Origin of the sequence: Paenibacillus sp. FSL W7-1332, from assembly GCF_037969785.1 — a bacterium.
Lineage (GTDB): Bacteria > Bacillota > Bacilli > Paenibacillales > Paenibacillaceae > Paenibacillus_AQ.
In genome coordinates this window covers 3,729,182-3,749,050 of the sequence record NZ_CP150209.1, presented here as the reverse complement: position 1 = coordinate 3,749,050, position 19,869 = coordinate 3,729,182, and the positions used below count along the sequence as shown (strand labels likewise).

General features: G+C 45.7%; 16 protein-coding genes and 1 pseudogene. 11 read left to right on the top strand and 6 right to left on the bottom strand.

Going from position 1 to position 19,869, the window contains the following annotated elements; all coding sequences use genetic code 11:
- The first annotated feature begins 52 nt into the window (after positions 1-52).
- From MKX98_RS16725 to MKX98_RS16690, 8 genes are all read left to right on the top strand, one after another.
- Positions 53-1,144 (top strand): DUF4855 domain-containing protein, encoded by a 1,092-nt coding sequence (locus tag MKX98_RS16725; protein WP_339224248.1) that lies wholly within the window; start codon positions 53-55, stop codon positions 1,142-1,144.
- A 94-nt stretch (positions 1,145-1,238) separates the two neighbouring features.
- On the top strand, positions 1,239-3,560 hold the full coding sequence (locus tag MKX98_RS16720; RefSeq protein ID WP_339224246.1) for an S-layer homology domain-containing protein: 2,322 nt from the start codon (positions 1,239-1,241) through the stop codon (positions 3,558-3,560).
- 256 nt (positions 3,561-3,816) lie between these two features.
- Positions 3,817-4,296 (top strand): hypothetical protein, encoded by a 480-nt coding sequence (locus tag MKX98_RS16715; protein WP_339224244.1) that lies wholly within the window; start codon positions 3,817-3,819, stop codon positions 4,294-4,296.
- A gap of 286 nt (positions 4,297-4,582) precedes the next feature.
- A complete protein-coding gene (locus MKX98_RS16710; RefSeq protein WP_339224242.1) occupies positions 4,583-5,044 on the top strand; it encodes a GNAT family N-acetyltransferase in 462 nt (153 codons plus the stop codon).
- A gap of 309 nt (positions 5,045-5,353) precedes the next feature.
- The gene (locus MKX98_RS16705; protein ID WP_339224240.1) at positions 5,354-6,520 is read left to right on the top strand and encodes a S41 family peptidase; all 1,167 of its coding nucleotides are present in this window, start codon (positions 5,354-5,356) and stop codon (positions 6,518-6,520) included.
- A 252-nt stretch (positions 6,521-6,772) separates the two neighbouring features.
- The gene (locus tag MKX98_RS16700) at positions 6,773-7,480 is read left to right on the top strand and encodes a response regulator transcription factor (RefSeq protein ID WP_113061273.1); all 708 of its coding nucleotides are present in this window, start codon (positions 6,773-6,775) and stop codon (positions 7,478-7,480) included.
- Between the two features lie 41 nt (positions 7,481-7,521).
- Entirely contained in the window at positions 7,522-8,904 is a 1,383-nt protein-coding gene (locus tag MKX98_RS16695) for a HAMP domain-containing sensor histidine kinase (RefSeq protein WP_339224237.1), read from the top strand.
- A gap of 115 nt (positions 8,905-9,019) precedes the next feature.
- Positions 9,020-9,736 carry a hypothetical protein gene (locus tag MKX98_RS16690; RefSeq protein WP_339224236.1) on the top strand — a complete coding sequence of 239 codons (717 nt, stop codon included), beginning with the start codon at positions 9,020-9,022 and terminating at the stop codon, positions 9,734-9,736.
- Positions 9,737-9,821: 85 nt separating this feature from the next.
- Here the strand turns inward: MKX98_RS16690 and MKX98_RS16685 are convergent, their stop codons facing one another.
- The 3 genes from MKX98_RS16685 to MKX98_RS16675 form a co-directional block, all read right to left on the bottom strand.
- Positions 9,822-10,532 (bottom strand): ABC transporter permease, encoded by a 711-nt coding sequence (locus MKX98_RS16685; protein WP_339224234.1) that lies wholly within the window; start codon positions 10,530-10,532, stop codon positions 9,822-9,824.
- Entirely contained in the window at positions 10,529-11,455 is a 927-nt protein-coding gene (locus MKX98_RS16680) for an ABC transporter ATP-binding protein (protein WP_339224233.1), read from the bottom strand. Before MKX98_RS16680 ends, MKX98_RS16685 begins: the two co-directional genes overlap by 4 nt.
- Positions 11,456-11,554: 99 nt before the next feature.
- On the bottom strand, positions 11,555-13,123 hold the full coding sequence (locus tag MKX98_RS16675; RefSeq protein ID WP_339224231.1) for an FAD-dependent monooxygenase: 1,569 nt from the start codon (positions 13,121-13,123) through the stop codon (positions 11,555-11,557).
- A gap of 120 nt (positions 13,124-13,243) precedes the next feature.
- Here MKX98_RS16675 and MKX98_RS16670 point away from each other — a divergent pair, with 120 nt between their 5' ends.
- Positions 13,244-13,903 (top strand): TetR/AcrR family transcriptional regulator, encoded by a 660-nt coding sequence (locus MKX98_RS16670; protein ID WP_220685227.1) that lies wholly within the window; start codon positions 13,244-13,246, stop codon positions 13,901-13,903.
- Positions 13,904-14,412: 509 nt separating this feature from the next.
- Here MKX98_RS16670 and MKX98_RS16665 read toward each other — a convergent pair.
- The 3 genes and pseudogenes from MKX98_RS16665 to MKX98_RS16655 form a co-directional block, all read right to left on the bottom strand.
- Positions 14,413-14,610: pseudogene (locus tag MKX98_RS16665) on the bottom strand (transposase); the annotation flags it as partial.
- Between the two features lie 339 nt (positions 14,611-14,949).
- Positions 14,950-15,144 (bottom strand): transposase, encoded by a 195-nt coding sequence (locus MKX98_RS16660; RefSeq protein ID WP_339224229.1) that lies wholly within the window; start codon positions 15,142-15,144, stop codon positions 14,950-14,952.
- A gap of 95 nt (positions 15,145-15,239) precedes the next feature.
- Positions 15,240-15,905 (bottom strand): PAS domain-containing protein, encoded by a 666-nt coding sequence (locus MKX98_RS16655; RefSeq protein ID WP_339224227.1) that lies wholly within the window; start codon positions 15,903-15,905, stop codon positions 15,240-15,242.
- Between the two features lie 494 nt (positions 15,906-16,399).
- Here MKX98_RS16655 and MKX98_RS16650 point away from each other — a divergent pair, with 494 nt between their 5' ends.
- Positions 16,400-18,118: an ABC transporter ATP-binding protein gene (locus tag MKX98_RS16650; RefSeq protein ID WP_339224225.1), complete on the top strand. Its 1,719-nt coding sequence runs from the start codon at positions 16,400-16,402 to the stop codon at positions 18,116-18,118.
- A 14-nt stretch (positions 18,119-18,132) separates the two neighbouring features.
- A complete protein-coding gene (locus tag MKX98_RS16645; RefSeq protein WP_339224224.1) occupies positions 18,133-19,869 on the top strand; it encodes an ABC transporter ATP-binding protein in 1,737 nt (578 codons plus the stop codon).

The window sequence follows — 19,869 nt, the reverse complement described above, 5'->3', positions numbered from 1 at the left end:
TTATGCCCTCCTGCAGCCTGGAGATGCTACTGGCGGGATTCAAAACCTGGGCTTGCTGTATAACGGACACTACGCGGACGGCACAGGAAATTGGACGAAGGAACGGGTTATCCCTAATATCAGTTATGTGAACGAGCAGGGAGAGCCTGTCGATTGGCTGTTCGACGGCGTGCTGTATCTGGGCTTGACATCGGATAACGGCAGAGGCTTCGGAGCGATAGAAGCGGCCGGCAAAGCCAGAAAACAGGAATGGGAATGGTATTTGGATAAAACGTTTAACGCTGGCGGCGATATGAGCGCGTTGAACGAGGCGACGGCCTGGGCAGGCGTGAAGCTTGGCGAGCCTGACCATAAGACGAAGGTTGTTCTGATGATTCCAGAACCGGGCGAGTATCAGTCCGACTTCGGCAGCATTGACGGCGAGGATCTGAACTTCGATGTAGGTGCGGTCGGCGATGCCGCCTCGCTGGATAACCGGGCCAAAGCGATTCAGTGGTGGGTCGATGAAGTGCAAGACAGATGGACGGCTGCGGGCTACTCGAACCTGGAGCTCGTCGGCATGTATTGGTTGGAGGAACAAATCAGCACGCATGCGACCGGACCGGAGATGGTCAAGAGAGCGAGCGACATCGTTCATAACGCAGGCCTAAAGCTGTTCTGGATTCCTCATTTTATGGCCTATAAGGCATTCATGTGGAAGGATGTCGGCATGGATGCCGTATCTTTGCAGCCGAACTATTTCTTCGAGAAACTGGACCCTTCGCGTCTGGAGGATACAGCGGATATGGCGAAGCGGTACGGCATGTCGCTGGAGCTGGAATTCGACGACCGGATGATCAACGACGCCGTCTTCCGCGAGCGGTTCATCGAGTACTTGAACAGCGGCGTGGATACCGGTCTGATGCAGCAAGGATATAAAGCTTACTATCAAGGCAACAACGCAGTATACAACGCGGCGAAAAGCGCAGACCCTGCTACCCGCGTGCTTTACGATTGGCTGTATCAATTCTCGAAAGGCACTTATCAGAAGCAAGACGCTGCTCCGCCTGATGTTGTAGCGCTCATGAACGGGCAGCCGATCTCGGAGCATACGATCGTGCCTGACGACACAGGCCGCATTCACCTGGACCATTCCGGGAGATGACGGGAGCGGGATCGTTAAAGTTACGGCCAAGTATGACGGCAAGCCTTATACGGAAGGAACTGTTGTAGATCTGACGGGTAAGCCGGGTAAGCATGTGCTGGAGCTGACGGTGGCCGCTGCCAAATCCAAGACGGTTAAATTCGTAATAGAAGCTCGTTTGGGCGCTGAAGGGCTATTGGCTCTTGTTGATAAGTACGCGGACAACAAGCAGCTAAGCAATGCCGATACGGAACGCGCGTTGCGCAACGCCTTGATCATGATGGAGCGTACGCAAGAGAGCGACCCTGAGCAAGCCAGGGACTATTTGCTGGCGTTCAATGCGAAGCTGGAAGAAGCTAAAGGCCTTGAGTTTGTAACGGAAGGCGCTTATACGGCGCTGAAGGAAGGCGTGTATTACGAGGCTGGCAGCATCTCACAAGACAAAGAAGCAGAGGCATCCTCGACGGAGGCCGCAGGTCTGGAGCCTGCGAAGGCGCTCGACGGCGCACCGGCCACCCGTTGGGCGAGCGAAGTGCGCGATACGGCTTGGTTCCAGGTTGATCTGGACAGCCAGCAAACCTTCGATACGATCCGCATCGATTGGGAATATGCGCGCGCGGACCAATACCGTCTGAGCGTCTCGGATGATAAGCAAACGTGGGAGCCCTTGAAAGTCGGCAACAACGGCGTGGTTAAAGCTGCTGACGGCAAGAACACCCTGGTATTCCCGGCAACGACGGCAAGATACATCAAGTTTGAGGGATTGAATCGGGCAACGTTTTACGGTTATTCCTTCTATGAATTCGGCGTGTACGATCTTGCCCTGCAGCAAGAGCTAAAGACGTTGGACGGCATACAAGCCGCTGTGGACGCTTCCACGAAGAAAGTCACGATTGACGGCCTGGTCATGAACGGCAAGAAAGAACATTTGTATGTGAAAGTGCTAGACCCAAAAGGCAACATTCAATATACCGGTCAGACGGGCACTGAGGAAGATGGAAGCTTCCACATCGACTTTACGTTGTCCGGAGAAGAGCAAGGGAAGTATACGGTCGAGCTTGAAACGGATCACATGACGACTCCCGAGCTGGTCACCTTCGAATACCGCAAGCCGCCTACGAGTGGTGGAGGCAATGGAGGCGGCGGTGGTGGCAACAGTGGTGGCAGCGGCGGAGGCAACGCTGGTGGCAGCGGTGGTAGCAACGGCGGAGGCAACGGTGGAGGCGGTCCGGCGCATAATCCGTATTCGTTGCAGGCGGACGGTTCAGTCAAAGCCGTGCTTGTCCCGACGATTAACGGCCAGCAGGCTGCCGCTGCGGTGGGGACGTCGGATCTGAATGCCGCCATTCAGAGGGCAGTGGCCGACAGCAAAGGTAATAAACATGTTCATCTTGAATTGAAGTCGTGGAATGCGGCTGGGAGCTATGCTTTGGAGCTTCCGGCGGCTAAACTGACGAACCATTCTAATCTGATTCTGCATATCTCCACGCCGTACGCTCAGCTTGTTTTGACTGGCGACATGCTGGCAGGAGTCAAGGAGAATGCCGGAAAGCTGCTCGTAATCGTAAGCGATTATGCGGGCGAGTATCGCAGTAACGAAGCGGCCGGGCGGATCGGCAACAGGCCAATCGTGGAAGTTGCATTGCAACTGGACGGTGAAGCTCTGTCTTGGAAAAATGCGAAGGCACCGATTTCGATTGCGATTCCGTATTCGCTTCAAGCGGGAGAGCAAGCTGTTGATCTGCAAGCTCTCGAACTGAGGGGAGACAGCGCGGCGGCAATTAATGGCGCGTCGTATGACAAAGACAAGGATATGCTGCGATTCTCCATCGACCATGTCGGCGTCTATGCGATCGGCGGCAAGAAACCGGCTGCATTTACCGACCTTAGCAAGCATGAATGGGCGCGCGAGGCGATCGAGATGCTGGCCGAAAGAGGCATCGTCAAAGGCACCTCGATCGAAAAGGGCACTTTCAGCCCAGCAAATCAGGTAACGCGAGCTGATTTTATCTTGATGCTGGTGAACATGCTTGACCTGCGTGCCGAAATCGCCTCGACGTTCGCCGATGTGAAGCCGAGTGATTATTACTACGATGCGGTATCCATCGCCAAGCAATTGGGAATCGCTTCGGGAGTGAACGAAGTTAACTTCGCTCCTCGAGATTCAATCAGCCGCCAGGATGCTATGGTTATGCTGACCCGAGCGCTGCAAACGACGGGGGCAATAAAGCCGTCCGCACCCGGTTCAACGCTTGTGGGCTTCCGTGATGCGAGCCAGATTGCGCCATATGCTGCGGACAGCGTGGCAACGATGTTCGAGTATGGGCTGGTTACGGGCTCTAACGGCTACATGAAGCCGAAGAGTACGACCAGCAGGGCTGAAGCGGCGACGTTCTTGTATCGCGTTCTTCAATTAATCGAGGGGCAACAGCAGTAGACGCGGAACAATTGATTTAAGCACATTCCGATTAGCGCGGCAACGCGCCCGGGATGTGCTTTTTCGACGATACAGAATAAAACTTCGTAAATGGACGGATCTTACTAGTAACTTCTGTCGGTAGACAAGAACATAGACCCATTGAAAGTCGCTTTATTAGCGGCTTTTTTGTTTTATCGGTACAAGTTTTTCAAGTCCAAGCGAACAGGCAACCGAGTTAGAGGCTGATAAAGTTCCATTGCTTTTAAAAATAAACATGACCAACGGTAATCTAATAACTTTAGAACCAGCATATAACTGTAAGGGTCGTCTTATCAAGAGATGCACTCCCGTTGATGGTGAAATTGTACTTACAAAGAACAAAAATAAAATCCGATTTACCTCGCAAGAGCTTTATGATTGGATCAATGTAGGCTGGAAGTATGAACCTGTTGGACCAACTAAAGAAGAACTTCTGGAGGAAACATTGTTTACAAGATACTTTTCTGTAATCGAGAAAGATTTTCCTGATTTTATAATGTGTCCAAGGATAGATAGCGTTGAGCGAATTAAAGGCGATAAGCGAAGACATTTAGTTATTGCAAGTGCATTAAACTATTCAGGACATCACGCTCCTTCATATGATAGGGTCATTTTCACATTAATCGATACACCTGAGAATGAAATAAAAATCATTAAAGTTAGAAAAAAAAGCAATGTATCAGAAAGGGAAACCCTAAAGCAATGTAGATGGTAATACGCATAGTGAAAACCAAATCGCATTAGTGCATTAAACAAACTGGAAACGATAGTTGAATAAAGAAGAGAAGGCAGCTGGTCAGAGCGATCAGTTGTCTCTTTAAGCTAACGGGGCAGGATAGTTCAAAAGCTTAGAGAATACCCTACATATAGAATGATTTGCGAAGTACGCAAATAAGACGCTAACAGAAATCCCCGAGAGTTCAAGAGCAATGTGAAATACAAATTAATAAAGTATTTATAGTAGAGTGCTTTAAGCAAGACAAAGATAGGGGAGAATTTCAATGAATAAGAGTGTTGTAGAGTACACAAAATTGAAAATTAGAGACAATTCAAAGTTTTATGAGCTAGTATTGTTGTTTAATGTAGAGTTTGAATCGTCGAATCCGAATTATGTAAATTTAGATAATATTGAAAAACTATTGAAAAATCCAAACTTTGTCTGCTTTGTGGCAACCATCGATGGCAAAGTTGTAGGAGGATTAACTGGATTCGAATTAGAGATGTATGACCGTGAGGGATCTTCGATGTACATTTATGATCTAGCGGTCATTAATAAATGTCAAAGAAAAGGAATTGGTAGTAGGTTAGTATATGAAATGATTGAATATTGCAAATCAAAATCCATTAAGGAATTGTTTGTTCAAGCGGATAGCGTTGATCAACATGCTATAAAATTCTATAAAAAAATCGGAGGAGAACAAACTAAAACATTTCATTTTTCGTTTGACACTTCAAATTACTGAAACCTAAATTGTGCTATTAAATATTTCAGGAAATGGGTTTTCGTGTAAATATTATGAGTGATTTCGAAAGAAGTCGGGGTATCAATTATTGTAGTATAATGCCCTATTAAGAAATGCTTAATTAAAACAAAGCAGTGAAGGCAAATTGAATTTTCAATTAAACTAGCGGAAACGATAGCACGATCAAAATAAGAAAGCAGCTGATCAATGTGATCAGCTGCTTTTGTTGAAGTAACGGGCAGAATTGTACACTTTCCATTATTTGGTGTATTATATGAACGAAAAGGACCGGACAACGCTTATACTAATATGAAATTTGATGACACCGGCTACAGGTTGCTTGGTTTATTCCGCTATTGGAATATTATCGAATACTATTTTCCTTATAAAGATGTCATAGGAGAGGATTGGGATCAAGTGCTTCTAGAGTTTATTCCTAAAATGATAGATGGGTCTGATTATGAATCCTATTTCATGACCTTAGCAGAACTAACAACTAGAGTACATGATTCTCATGTTTATTTGGGTGGCAAAAATAGAGAATCCATTACTGAGTATTTTGGAATATATCGGCTTCCCGTAAACTTTGTCGAAATTAACAATCAGATTGTTATAAGTACAGTCTATAACAAATGTGGACTTGAGGTCGGAGACATAGTATTAAAAGTAGGTGACAATAATATTGATGAATTATTAGAAGCTAGAAGAAATTACATCTCACAATCACGAGAAGACACGTCTGGTCATTTCTTTAATGCATTATTCCGAACTCATCAAAAGAATATGGACGTTACTGTAATTCGACAGGGAAAAACGATGAACATAAGTGCGACGAGCAGCCTACAAGAGATTAATTACTTTGTTTATACGAAATCACAAGCAATGGAGAACGGAGAGATCTACTATATTAATGCCGGTCTGTCGGTAGATGGCGAGATTGATAGCATCATGAAAAGATGGTGGGACACTAAAGGTCTGATTGTTGATCTTAGAAACTACCCTTCTAGCTCAGTTGACTATAAATTGGCCCAATATCTGATCCCTTCTGAGGAAGAGTTTGCCAAAGCGTCACTTCCTAATCGTGCAGTACCAGGTGAATATTATTTTGAACCACTTACCTCAGGGGAGCCTCCACGGACAGATGACGAGGTTTATAAAGGGAAAGTTGTGATTTTAATCAATGAACATACTATGAGTAACGGTGAGTTTACAACGATGTTGCTGAGAAAAACAGAAAATTCAATAGTTCTTGGGAGGCCAACTGCTGGAGCGGATGGCAATTTATTTAGAATTACTCTCCCAGGAAATATAAAAACTGGCATAAGTGGAATCGGTATATTTTATCCAGATAAAAAACCAACGCAAAGAATAGGAGTGCAGCCTGATATTCGTCTTGATCCAACCATTGAAGGAATTATGGAAGGTAGGGACGAGTATGTTGAGAAAGCCGTTGAAATAATTAAAAATGGTTATTAAACTATTTTCTCCTACATAGACAAGAAATTCATCGTTTGAACTATAAGTTAAAAAATTGAATTTTTAAACCCGGTTTGATGGAACCATTGAAAGTCGCTAATTTAGCGGCTTTTTTGTTTTATCGGTACAAGAAACGTTGGGCTCAGTGGAAAAAACCTCATCTTCCAGTTGGTGGAGGAATCTCAAGTGTCTGTGCTAAGATGAGGGTAAATGATGATTCAAGCTGGGGAACAAGGCTAGAAGGGGTGCACATTGAAGAAAATACTTGTCATTGACGATGAAGTCGCAATCAGAGATTTAATTGAGCTCGTACTGAGAAGAGAAAACTACGTCGTTCAAACGGCTGAAAACGGTAAAATAGCCCTGCAGCTGCTGGATGCTTTTGGGCCGGACCTGGTGGTGCTTGACTTGATGCTGCCTGACTGCTCCGGATATGACCTGTGCAAGGAAATCACCGGGAAACGTGCCGTTCCTGTGATCATGCTCTCTGCCAAAAATGAGGTAATCGACAAGGTGTTGGGACTAGAGCTAGGGGCGGAAGATTACATGACCAAACCCTTTGACAATCGTGAATTGCTCGCTCGGATCAAGGTGATTCTGAGAAGAAACGAGAGCAAGGAGGAATCAAGTGAAGGAACAGAAGTGAAATCTACACGCATCATTCATGAAGAGCTGACATTTGATCTGGAAAGCCGAAGGGTGCTGAAAAACGATGTACCCGTGTCTTTAACGGCCAAAGAGTTTAAAATTCTGGAAACGTTACTCAAAAGGCCAGACAAAATCTTCACCCGGGATGAGCTGCTGCAGATCGGATGGGGATATGACTTTATGGGAGACAGTCGCAGTGTGGATATGACCATCATGCGATTACGGAAGAAGCTGGAGGATAACGCGGACGAACCGAAGTATGTCAGGACGATCTATGGATTTGGCTATCAACTTGGAGGTGGCGAGGCCTGAAGTATGCAACCCGGTTACTGCTGAATTATTTATTTTTCTCCGTGCTGTCCTTTGGCATCATTATTTTTGCGGTGAATAAAGCCATCGATTACTACAGCTTCATTACCATTGAAAAACAGATGAGGGAGAAGGCGGATCTGTCCGAGTTGTCCTTCCGTGAGGTGTTGGCACAGCATAGATCATCGACAGGAGAGCCGCAGACAAAAGAAATCGTCAGACTTGCTCTGGAGAAGCTGAAAGCTTCAGGCAAGGAAGTACGTATCTATGATAGCTCCAAGCAGTTGCTGGGCTTGGCTGCGGATGGCATCATCATTAATGATGGCAAACCTCTTATTTTTGAAAAGAATATTGAGAAAGCCCTGAGCGGCAGTTATGCCTACACCGTAACGGAAGATCATCTGCTTTATTTTGCCACTCCCATTCAGGATCAATACTACCAAAACGCTTATGTGTATGAGTTCGTGGAGGACATTTCCTACTTTTATGCAATTATGGATCAAATTCGTTATATCCTGTTTGCGGGTGCAGGCGGATTTATTGTACTGATTACGTTATCCAGTCTGTGGATTGCCCGCAACACAACCAAGCCGATTAAGCTGTTGCTTGGGGCTGCGCAAAGTTTCTCTAGACAGGAGTTTCGGAGAGTTCATCTAAACCGGAAGGATGAGCTGGGCATGCTGGCAGATGGGCTGGATTCCATGGGGCGGCAGCTTCATGATTACATTCAGTACCAGAAACAATTTGTCTCCAACGTATCTCATGAGTTAAAAACACCACTGGCAGCAATTCGTGGTTTCTCTCAATACTTGTATGAAGGGGAGAACGAGAACAAGGAGCTGCAAAAAATCTATGCTCATCTGCTGCAGGAATCGGACCGGCTGACGCGCTTGATTAATGAACTGTTGTTGCTATCCCGATTCGACAAGGCTGATTCTAACGAACTGGAAGTCCGGAAGACGGAAATGAACGAACTGATTCAGCAAGTCGCAACGAGTATGGGTGGCAAGGCCAAAGATAAAGGAATCGAGATTATGTTCAGGGAGGCGGAAGCGGAACCGGAGGATAAGCTTCTGACGAGAGTCCACGCCAACGTGAATCCAATGCTGATGTCCCATGCGATCGCCAACCTTGTGGACAATGCCATCAAATATTCAGGCAGTCCATCGCTAATCGAATTGAAGCTTACACATACGCCAAGCGAGGTAGTTATACGGATACGTGATCAAGGTATCGGTATCGCGGGCGATGAGCTGGAGAGAGTGCAGGAACGCTTCTACCGGGCGAAAAATGCAAGCACAGCGAACGGTTCAGGTCTTGGACTTTCTATTTGCAAAGAGATTGTAGAGCGGTTTAATGGATATATCGACATAGAAAGTCAAATCGGGGAAGGAACGACCGTTACGATTGTGTTACCCCGTGCGTAAACACGCGCGTAAATAGTTACGTTACAAGATTAATACAATTCTGTTATGAGACTAACAAATGCTTTTTTTATAATCACTTCATAAGAAGAAATCACACATTTATGGAGGGATCACGATGAAATTGATTAACAAAGCGACAGCTGTTATCCTGCTGAGTATTTTACTCACGATGGCACTGACGGGCTGTCAGTCCAATGGTGCCAAGACGCCAGAAGCGGCGCAGAACTCGGCTGAAAAAAACACGCCCGACGAACAGGCCAAAGGCGAAGGAGCATCAAATCCTACTGCGCCTGCTTCAGAAAATTCGGAAGGACAGAGTGCTGAAGCTATTAAGGAAGGTTCGATGGAGAAGGAAGGCAATGTGGTGCTGAAGGAACTTGCTTTTGTCTATAATGAGCACACCATTGCGATTTCGGATACAGCGAATGAAGATCAGATGGAACAGATGCTGGGCAAACCGGATAACCTGAAATCTCATACGTACAGTGCCGGCGATGGAACAAACATGGATACGTTAATCGGTTTTACAGAAAAGGTTTATACGTATCCTGGTCTGGAGATTAAAACAATCAGTATACCGGAGGGGAAACAAGACTCCATCTTTCATATCGAAATTACAGATCCTAAGTACGCGACAGTGCGAAACATTAAAGCAGGAGATAGCCTGGATACACTCAAAAACGCCTACCCTGAGGGGAAACTGCTTGGTGATGGAGCCCCTAATGAGGAGGATGACTTCCGTTACGAGCCATCCAATTATGTGGATGTGATGTCGTTTCATATCAAGGATGCCAAGGTGGAGAGCATTCAGATCTACAGCCTTCTGGACTAATATTTAGTGATCGATGTTGGTAAGCCATTCATACGATTCACCTTTAAGTACCTGCCCGGGAGAGGGGCAGGTATTTTCTAGTTAATCATCGTTGCTCCCTGTTTTGCAACCATTTAACCGTTCCAATGAAACCTGCTAGGCCAATTAACAATACCAGAAAATAACTGATACCTGCCAAGGGAAATGATGCGACGCCGTTTTCCTGCAAATGCAAAGCAGGTACAGACCAGGGCAGATAAGTGCCAATGGTAGTAGGCCCGAATACCAGTGCCAACATCAAAGTTGTAAAAGCAAAGCCGATCGGCACAAGATAACCGCGCGATATACAGGCCAGTAGGGCAAGAGGGGCACTTAATAATAGGTGAAGAGAGCCAATGATAAGTATTAGGAACAAATAATGTTGTACAATCGCAAACGAAAAGCCAGGAAGTCCAATAGCAAAACCAAGTACTAAGGCATAAGCAAAGCTGATCAACATCATTACAAAACACCAAAATATAATTGCGACATATTTGGCAATCGCTATTTTACCGCGCGATATGGGCAAAACGAGCAAATCTTTGAGCGTCCGCTCAGAATACTCACGGCCAAATGTCCAGCTTGTCACCAATCCAAACCCCAGCAGCCCAAACACGGATGCATACAAAAACGCAGTCCGTTCAAAAAAAGAAGGCCAATCGGGCTGCCCCAAAAACAACGTGATGACAAACATTATAAACGGAAGCGTGCCCCATAAAACAAAGGATCGACGCAATTTATAAACTTCAACGCTACAGGCTGTCAACAATGGTCTCATTTTCGTTTTCCCTCCTGGGCTTCGATTACTTTGAGAAAATAATGTTCCAAATTCTCTTCTTCAATGTTAAGCATGGTGAGCGGCACTTCGTGATGAGCAAGCAATTTCGCAATATGTTCGGGATGCTTCACGGCATGATCATCCGGTAGTGCAAGGCAGTTATTCGAAGTCGAATGTACCGCATACCCGGAGTCTGAAAGAATAGCTTGAGCCTTCCGAGCATCCTTCGCTCCGATCATCAACTGCTTTCGACGGATGGTTTCAAAGTCTTTTGTTGTCAGTTCTTCAAGCAATACGCCTTTGTGAATAATGCCGATTCGAGAAGCCATTTTGGACATTTCCTCAAGGATGTGGCTCGATATAAACACGGTAACCCCTTGTTGAGAAGCTAGAGCTTTCAGCATTTCCCTTATCTCGACAATTCCGGCTGGATCAAGCGCATTGGTTGGCTCATCAAGAATCAGAACGTCCGGCTTATGAATTAACGCTTTGGCCAATCCAAGCTTCTGCGCGTTACCAAGTGACAAATCTCTTGCCTTACTATCCGCATATTGGGTCAGATTCAATTGCTCCATAATTTCGTTAACTGCCCTCGGAACCGGTAATCCTCGCAACCTGGCCATCAAACTCAAGTTTTCCCTAACCGTAAAGTTAGGGTAGGCATAAGGAACTTCCACCATATAACCTACTCGTCTCGACAAATTGGGATTCCCATTCGCCCAGCGCTGACCAAACAAATACACTTCTCCGGAAGAAGGCTTACTCATTCCGAGAAGAGCTCGAATGGTTGTCGTTTTCCCTGCGCCATTCAAACCCAGGAACCCATAGATTTCTCCTTTTTTAACGGAAATCGAAACGCGATCTACAATGACTTTATTTCCGTATTGCTTTGTCAGGTTAACGGTTCGAATAATTTCTTCCATAAAAACAGTCCTTCCCGTATCATCAATTTAAACTCAGTTCATAAAAAGTGCCGGCGGTCACCTGAGATGTTGTAAACGATCGCCGACGGCTTTTCCAAATCAGTTTTCGCGATAAATGAAATTCAAGTACTTCAAGATCGATGCGGTGTCATCAATGGAGGTACGCAGTGCGATGTAACCGTCGGGACGAATCAATACGATTTCTTCGCTTGCCACATCGTAAATTCGATAGGCATTCCCTGCTGTGTCGAATATGCCTTCCGCTCCCTCCACATGCGATGGCAGGATGCAATGCACATGGAGTTCGTCGTAGGTGAAGTTCTTCAAAGAAAGATGATCTGTGCGGTTTACAAAAGCCAAAAGCGTCCAGTGTGGGCCGCGCAACAGGTCAAATACACTTCCTGCAAACCCTGTACCTTGCAGACCCACGGCATTAGGAGCACGATCCCCGGGCAATGAACGGGTAACATTCGTTCGAGCAGACGGGTGGGTAAGAGAACTTGACCGATAGGAAATGAGAAGCCCGCTCGTCAGATCGTCGGATATGGTGCTCAAGGATTGGGATAACGCTCCGCGTTCAGTGGCCGTCTCTACGACCCCTCCCATTTTTTTCGTGCTGTCCTCGAGCACGGCTTGAGCTACGGGGCGGCGCTCCTCATCGTACGTGTCGAGCAAGCTGGTGTCAGCTCCGCGTACGACGGCTTCCAGCTTCCATCCGAGGTTGTATGCGTCCTGCATCCCCGTATTCATGCCTTGGCCGCCGGCTGGCGAATGAACATGAGCGGCATCGCCGGCAAGGAAAACCCGGCCGTTGCGGTAACATTCAACCATACGGACGTTGACCCGGTAGATAGACAGCCAGGAGGCATCCGTGAGCCGAACACGTCCGGCCCCGGCGCGACGGTCAAACATGGCTTGATACGCCTCTAGCGACGGCTGCTCTGGTTCTTCGATGTCTGTTGGAATTGTAGCCTGCAGTTGCCAAATATCGGATTTCAGCAGCGGTGTCACCCCGACCATCCCCTCCGAAGATGTCCAGATATGGATATGGTCACGATCTAACCCTTCCAATCGTACATCGCCAAGATACCATCGCTCATGATCGTGTGTTTCCCCAATCAGCGGCAAGCGAATAAACTTGCGGATATTGCTTTTGCCCCCGTCAGCGCCGACGAAATAACGAGCGCGAATCTGCTCTTCTCCATGTGGTGTATTCACGGTTACCGTTACCCCGTCCAAATCCTGAATAAGCCCAACTGCTTCCATGCCCAACTCAATTTGACCGCCAAGCACTGCATATCGGTCGCGCAATGCTTTTTCAACATCAAATTGAGCAATCCAGACCGGATCACGATAGGGTGTCTCAAGTTCGGCGCTGGCTGCAACGGTTATAGCTGGCTTGTCCACACTCCCGCCATCTGCGGTATAATAACGAACAGGCAAATCCACAACACCTGTGTCAATAATGTAGTGAACGGCCTCTAAATCATCGACGACTTCAAGCGAGCGAGGCTGGATTCCTTTAGCGCGAGATGCAACGTTATATAAGGCGCTTCGTTCAATAATACGATGGTCGACGTTTCGACGGGCAAGGTCGCAGGCAAGTGTAAGCCCTGTTGGTCCGGCCCCGACAATGAGAACATCAACAAAAGACTGCACGGTTTTCATGGATAAAATCCTCCTTGATCATGGATTTTGATATGTTGCATTGATTATACTACACCGTGCAGTGTAGTTTGTGAAGTGGAACTCATTTTTGATAGTATACCTGTAGGGGGGAACGTAAGCATGGATAATACGGAAAACAAAAAAATCCGCAAAGGCTCTTCAGACAAACGAGCTAAAATTATTGCAGCGGCACGGGATCTGTTTCTTTCAGATGGGTTTGATCGCTCCAGCGTCGATGCGGTCGCAGCTAAAGCGGGGGTTTCCAAAAGGACCGTTTATGATTATTATGGCGACAAACAGAACTTGCTGCTTGCTGTTGTGGAAGAAACCAGTCGGGCGGTTCTGGACATGATCAAGCAAGGGATATCAGACTACCTCTGGGAATTCGAGGATCTGGAGCAGGCGCTCATCTTATTCTGCGAACAATTCGTAACTTCTGCGAAAGGTTCGTCCGATTACAGCGCTCTGATGCGTCTCGTTACAATGGAAGCCGCCAACCTGCCAGCCTCGTTTTTAGAAAAGCTGGATAACGCAACGGAAGAGGGGATTATCAGGAGGTTTACCGAGTTTGGACAAACCGGACTGCTCGATGTGCCCGATCCTGTAATGGCTACAAAGCACTTCGCTGCCTTAACGTTTTTATTGGTATTTGATCAACCGAGAAAAACCGGGACATTAGAGGAGGAACAAACCAAACGTATCATCATTGAAGGCGTACGCGTCTTTCTTTGCGCTTATGGAAAACACACCGTTCAAAACGAAAATCAACCATCAAACTGATTGCGATTTTGCTTAACGATAAAAGACTGGTGGGGCCACCAATTTAACGTAAATATACGCTATGGACGTGTAGGCATTTCAAAACTGCTTTCCAAGTGAATGACCGCTATTGTTTAGAAAATGTTGGCGGATCCAATATAAAAACAGAGCGAAGTCCCATTTGGAGGGATCGCTCTTTTTTTTATACCCGATAGCGTGGGGTGATACAGATCTCGCCTGTCGCGGCCGTGTCTGCTGTGGCCCCTGCAGCTGTAATTTGTATGGAGTTAAAGTTAGTTTTGGTAAAGCTTAAGCTCGAACCAGGGTCAGCCAAGATTGCTGGCCTACTGGAGGTTGTTCCCAAGTAAAATTATGCTTTTTATGAGGCAGATTAAGGAGGCGGCGGTCAATTTGTCAGGTACTTGAGTTTTACTCTCAAAGAGAAATTCATGGTATGAACGTGAAAATCATAGGCATACCTGATTACTTCGTCGAACACGGCAGTGTGAAGGAGCAGCGCGGGGAAGTCTGTGAATAACGAAGGCCTCCAGAGTGTCATTGGAGCGCTTGTACGGAGCGACCGTTTGTTGTTAAACTCTCCGTTGCGATCTCGGGTTGAGTTTCAGATCTCCATATTCGGTGTGCAGCGTGCGTGTATAGCTGCCGTTTCGAGAGTTTCCTGAGTTTACGCCTGCACGGTCATATTTCTCATAATCTAAACATGCCGTTTGCGATTGACTTCATAGCCTAGCTCTCGAAGGAACCAGGTCATTCGTCGGTAGCCAAAGTAAGGGTGTTTGGTGTAGATCTCATCGATCTGATGCATGATTTACACATTGACTTCGCTCTCACAATGCTCCTTTTCAGGACGGTATATGCTTGTTCTGTTGATGCTTAGAAGATCTGCCTGACGTTTGATATTAATTTCGGCGTTGCCTCGCTCGACCATACCTTTACGAGCTTCTAGAGGCTCATTTAAGGCCAAATTTTTTTGAGCCAGTCGACCTCCACTGTGAGTTGGCCAACTAGCTTTTCTAGATGCTCTTGCTTACTTTCATACTCCTTTTTTACTTTTCGACTTCACTGGTCTTCTCCTCAAAAACCGTGTTGGCACGCTCTAAAAACTCCGATTTCCAGCGACTAATCATCACGGGGCTAGGCTCATATTTAGCGGCAATCACATTCACTGTCTGCTCCTCGCGGAGCACTTCCAGCACGACTTTTGTCTTAAACTCTGCGGTATATCGGTTCCATTTTTCCATGGCTTTATTATATCTTATTTTTTCCCCTCACGTGTCTCAATCTATGGGAGCATTATAGGATACCTGAACGCACGTTTGTGCTCTATAACGATACCTTACTTTTGAACAATTTTAAGGTAACGGTATATAGTTGCTTCTGATGTTTTTAATTGTTCGGCTACTTCGCTAACAGCTCCTTTTAATAGAAAAACACCTAGATTGTTTAGTTCGTTTACGACCTCGATTTTTTCCTCTTGATTCATACGTTCCGGCGGGATCCCTTTGGCTGAAATCACTCGTGAAACGGAGCTCAGCGTTAAATCTTCTATAGGCAAGTTTAAAGGATCCACATTAAACGAACCCAAGGCACTATGTTTTTTCGGATCTCCAAGTAGATGTCGAGCAACATAATGAGCGGCGTCCATAATGTTTTGATAAGGCTGCAGGTCAGTATTAATGCAGAGTACCCCAATAACTTCGTTACTTTCATTGCGAATAAAGTATGCTGAAGAATGGTATCTAATTTTGGATTTCGATACGGCCTCGTAATTGGTCACAAAGTCAGCATTATCCCCATGATCTTTTAAGATTTGTAAAACAAAATCTGTCACTGGCCCACCAATTTCTCGGCCACTAATATAATTGTTTTTTATTGCCATGATGGAATGCTCAGGGTTAGTTGCGTCAAAAAGCATAATTTCATTGTTTTCTCCTAAAATATGGGCCAAGAAATCTACCATGGAAATATACTTATTCAGAATCGTTTGGTTGTTAGACAACATTAGTCCTCCTACCCTTCATATGATGGTCTAAGACCAATATAAGTATATAGTTTATTGCGATTTCATTCACTACCTTAATTTAAAAAAATAGATTTTGTTTAAAACCAGCGTTAACAACTTGTTCCTCAATATATGTTGAAGCTTAACAAAAGCCGACGTTAATTCAAAATAAAGTCGGCTTTTGTTAAGCTTGGCAGCACAATCGACTAGGGCATGCATAAAGGAATATAGTAGAATGCCTCATCTCCTGACATTTATCTAACAACTCATGTCAATTTCATTCCGAAGTTATGAAAAAAGAGTGTAGACTGTATGATGAAAATTTATTATAATACAAAAAAGATTTTATAATTATATAATTGATCATTGCCCAATTTTGAAAACCACCTCATGTTCACTGCACCTCATGAGAATCAAGTTATCATGCTTTGGATGGCAAAAAGGGGGAACGAAATGTAATGGAAGGAAAAGTAGAGGTTAATCTAAGCCCCAGGTTGAAACAACCTGAAAATCCGAACCAAGGGATATGGAAGCTTTTTTTGAAATTGTGCTTGAAAGCTAAACTGCCCTATGTCTGGATTATCGTTTATTGTTTAATCAGCATATTTAACACGAAATTGTATCTTCTGATCCCGAGCAAAACCGGCGAGCTGTTTGCAGGCAATGTATCGGTACAGCTCATCACGGTCATTATTGTTTCCCAGATTGCCATGAGCCTGATCGGCCAGATTAACGGCTTATTTGAAAGTCTTGCCAAAGCCAGGATTGACCGAAATTTCAGAAATGTCATATGGGATAAAGTGCTTAAGCTAAAACCCGATTATTTTGACAAATTCCCTGCAAGCAGCTTGATTAGCAGAATAACGCGGGACACCGAGAATCTAAGGAACTTCATCATACGAGTTCTCGTTGCAGAGCTGCTCGGCATCTATGTGTTTTACGCTACCCTAACACAAATTTCGAATTATGATCCATCATTGACCTATCTTCTTTTAGCCCTCATCCCCGTAGTTATGATCGTATCTTTTATTTTTGGCCGCTTGTTTATGAAAGCATCGATTCAGGTTCAGGATAAGTTAGCCGGCCTGACCCAATTTATAAGCGAACTGATCTCCAGCTTCCCCGTGATCAAGGCGTTCAACAAGGAAGAGCTTGAAAGTAAGCGTGGTAATCAAGCTATTCATCAATTGTATGATGCGCAAAAAAAATTGCTTTATATCGGACTATTTCAATTCCCCATCAACAGTCTCGTCACTTTGACTCAAACGGTAATTCTATTGCTCATAGGCATTCCTCTCTTGCGGGATGGTCGATTGGATGTGGCCACATGGTACGCCTTCTATATGTTTGCAATCAATTTGTTGAATATGGTGGGAAATAAAGGTGGACAATGGGATGCCATTAAAACGACGCAGGGTTCCTTGTTTCGGGTAGCGCATGTCCTCAAAAGTCCGGAAGAAGGCATGGTTCCCTATGCCAAAGAGGCAATGGAGAGCGGCGATATTCATTTCAACAAGGTTTCTTTCCGCTACGACGACGGTTCGGAGGTGCTAAGCGATGCAACCTTTACGATTCCTTTCCAGCGAACGAGTGTGATTATCGGGCCAAGCGGGGCAGGTAAAACGACCATCCTTAAATTATTGGAACGTCTGTACGAACCAACTAGCGGCAGCATCGTTCTGAACGGGAGCAGCATCCATGATTTCAATATCCGAAGGTGGCGCAAGGACATTGCTTATGTACCCCAAGAGGTCCCCTTATTGTCCGGAACGATCAAGGAAAACATCCTATTCGGGCTGAAACACAAAGTCTCGAATGAAGAGATTGTTGTGGCAGCTACTTTGGCGAATGCACACGCATTTATTACTGAAATGCCTGACGGATATGAGACACAGGTTGGACAATCTGGTTCAAAACTGTCGGGAGGGCAGCGTCAGCGCATCGCGATCGCACGGGCTATTTTGCAAAATCCCAAAATATTAGTGCTTGATGAGCCAACAACAGCCCTAGATGCCATTGCCAAATCAGAGGTATTGAATGGGCTGGAAAACCTGAAAAAAAATCGGACTGTCATTATTGTTACGCACGACTCTACCGTAATCCGACCTACCGATCATGTTATCGTGCTTAACAAAGATCGCAGTGTGTCATCGGGATCGCATTCGGAAATGATGGTAAGTAATTCATTCTACCAAAGTATGATGAACCGGTAAGGGGGATGATGGGTTTGGATCAAAAGGTAACTGTGGGAAAAACGGAGCAGACCTCCTGGAAGACGTTTCTTACATTTTATGCAAAAATCAAGTTTCCGTGGCACTTGTTGATTGCCACAGTGATTTTGAGCTTCTCAATGACTCAGGTCAACCTCTTGCTTGTGCCGTATACGGCTAAAATCTATGAGGGAGGTATTACAGAGGCAAATTTTCTGAAAGGCTTTATCCTGTGGAGTGTAACCTATGCGGGAGTTACGTTTGCGTTCCAGCTCGTATCCGGTTTCGTGCGAATCATTGCAATCCGAAACACGCAGAGGAACCTGTGGAGTAAAATTTTAAGGCTTCCCATCTCCACTTATGACAAAGAACAGCCGCAGTCTCTCATTTCGCGTATAACCTCAGATACGGAAAGCGCTGTTTCCGCTCCAACGAGTGTAGCGAGCTTTTTTGCTTCCTGTTACGGGCTCGTCATGGCCTATCTGGAAATGAGCAAAATATACGACAAGCTGGCTTTTCTGATCCTGTTCGTGATTCCCTTTGCCTTTGTCATTATTTTTATCATTGGGAAATTACAGTACCGGATGAACTTCGCCATCAATAAAGCTTACTCCCGGATGACCAGTTTTTTTGCAGAGCGTCTGGCCAATATGCAGTATATCAAAACGGCAAACGTTGAAAATGAGGAGTACCAGAGCGGCATTCAGGCGAGTCAGATCAAGTACAAGGCAGATGTGCTTAATGCCATTCTCGGGACACTGCAGACGCCCATCGGGCTTTCGGTTCAATATGCCATCATGATTATTGTTTTTGCCGGCGGTGCTTCCTATGTGCGGAGCGGGGAGATGCAAATCAAGGGTCTGGTGGAGTTCTATTCCTACTCCATGATCCTGCTGCCTTCCTTTTTCGAGATTGTTTCGCAATGGCAAAATATAAAAAGCTCCCACGGCGGAACCTACAAAATCGCTGCTTTGATGAACATGGAGAATGAATTGCTTAAAGGCAAATTCGCCGCAGACAAAGACCCATCCGATATTCAGTTCGATCATGTTTCGTTCACCTATGATGGAGAGCATCAGGTTCTAAGCGATATTTCCATGACGATTCCGCATGGCAAAGTAACGGCTATCGTCGGGGAGAACGGAAGCGGAAAAAGCTCCATTCTTAAATTGATCTCGCGCTTTTATGAACCCGGTGCAGGAGAGATCAAGTACGGCCAGCAGAGACTATCGGATCTGTACATGGATGAGTGGAGGAATTCAATCGGTTATGTATCCCAGAATAGCCCGATGATCCCGGGTACCTTGCGCGAAAATGTGGTCTACGGTGCGGTATCTACACCATCGGAAGAAGAGCTCGAGCGTGCTGCCCGAATAGCCAACGTATTGGAATTCATAACGGAGTTAAAAGATGGGTGGGACACACCGCTTTCCATTTCTCAAACCAATATATCCGGCGGTCAAAAACAACGGATAGCCATTGCCCGCGCCATCATCAAGAATCCGGATATCCTGCTTCTGGATGAGGCAACCAGCAATCTGGATAACGCTAACCAAAGGGAGGTGATGCAAGCATTGTTACAAGCAATGAAAGGCCGCACCATTATTATGATTATGCATGATATGGAGCTGGTCCATCAGGCGGACCACATCATCGTAATGAACAAAGGATCCGTTGAGAGCCAAGGAACTTATAAAGAGCTGCTTGAACAATGCGAATCATTCAAGACATTTATTGAATTACAAAAAGGCTAG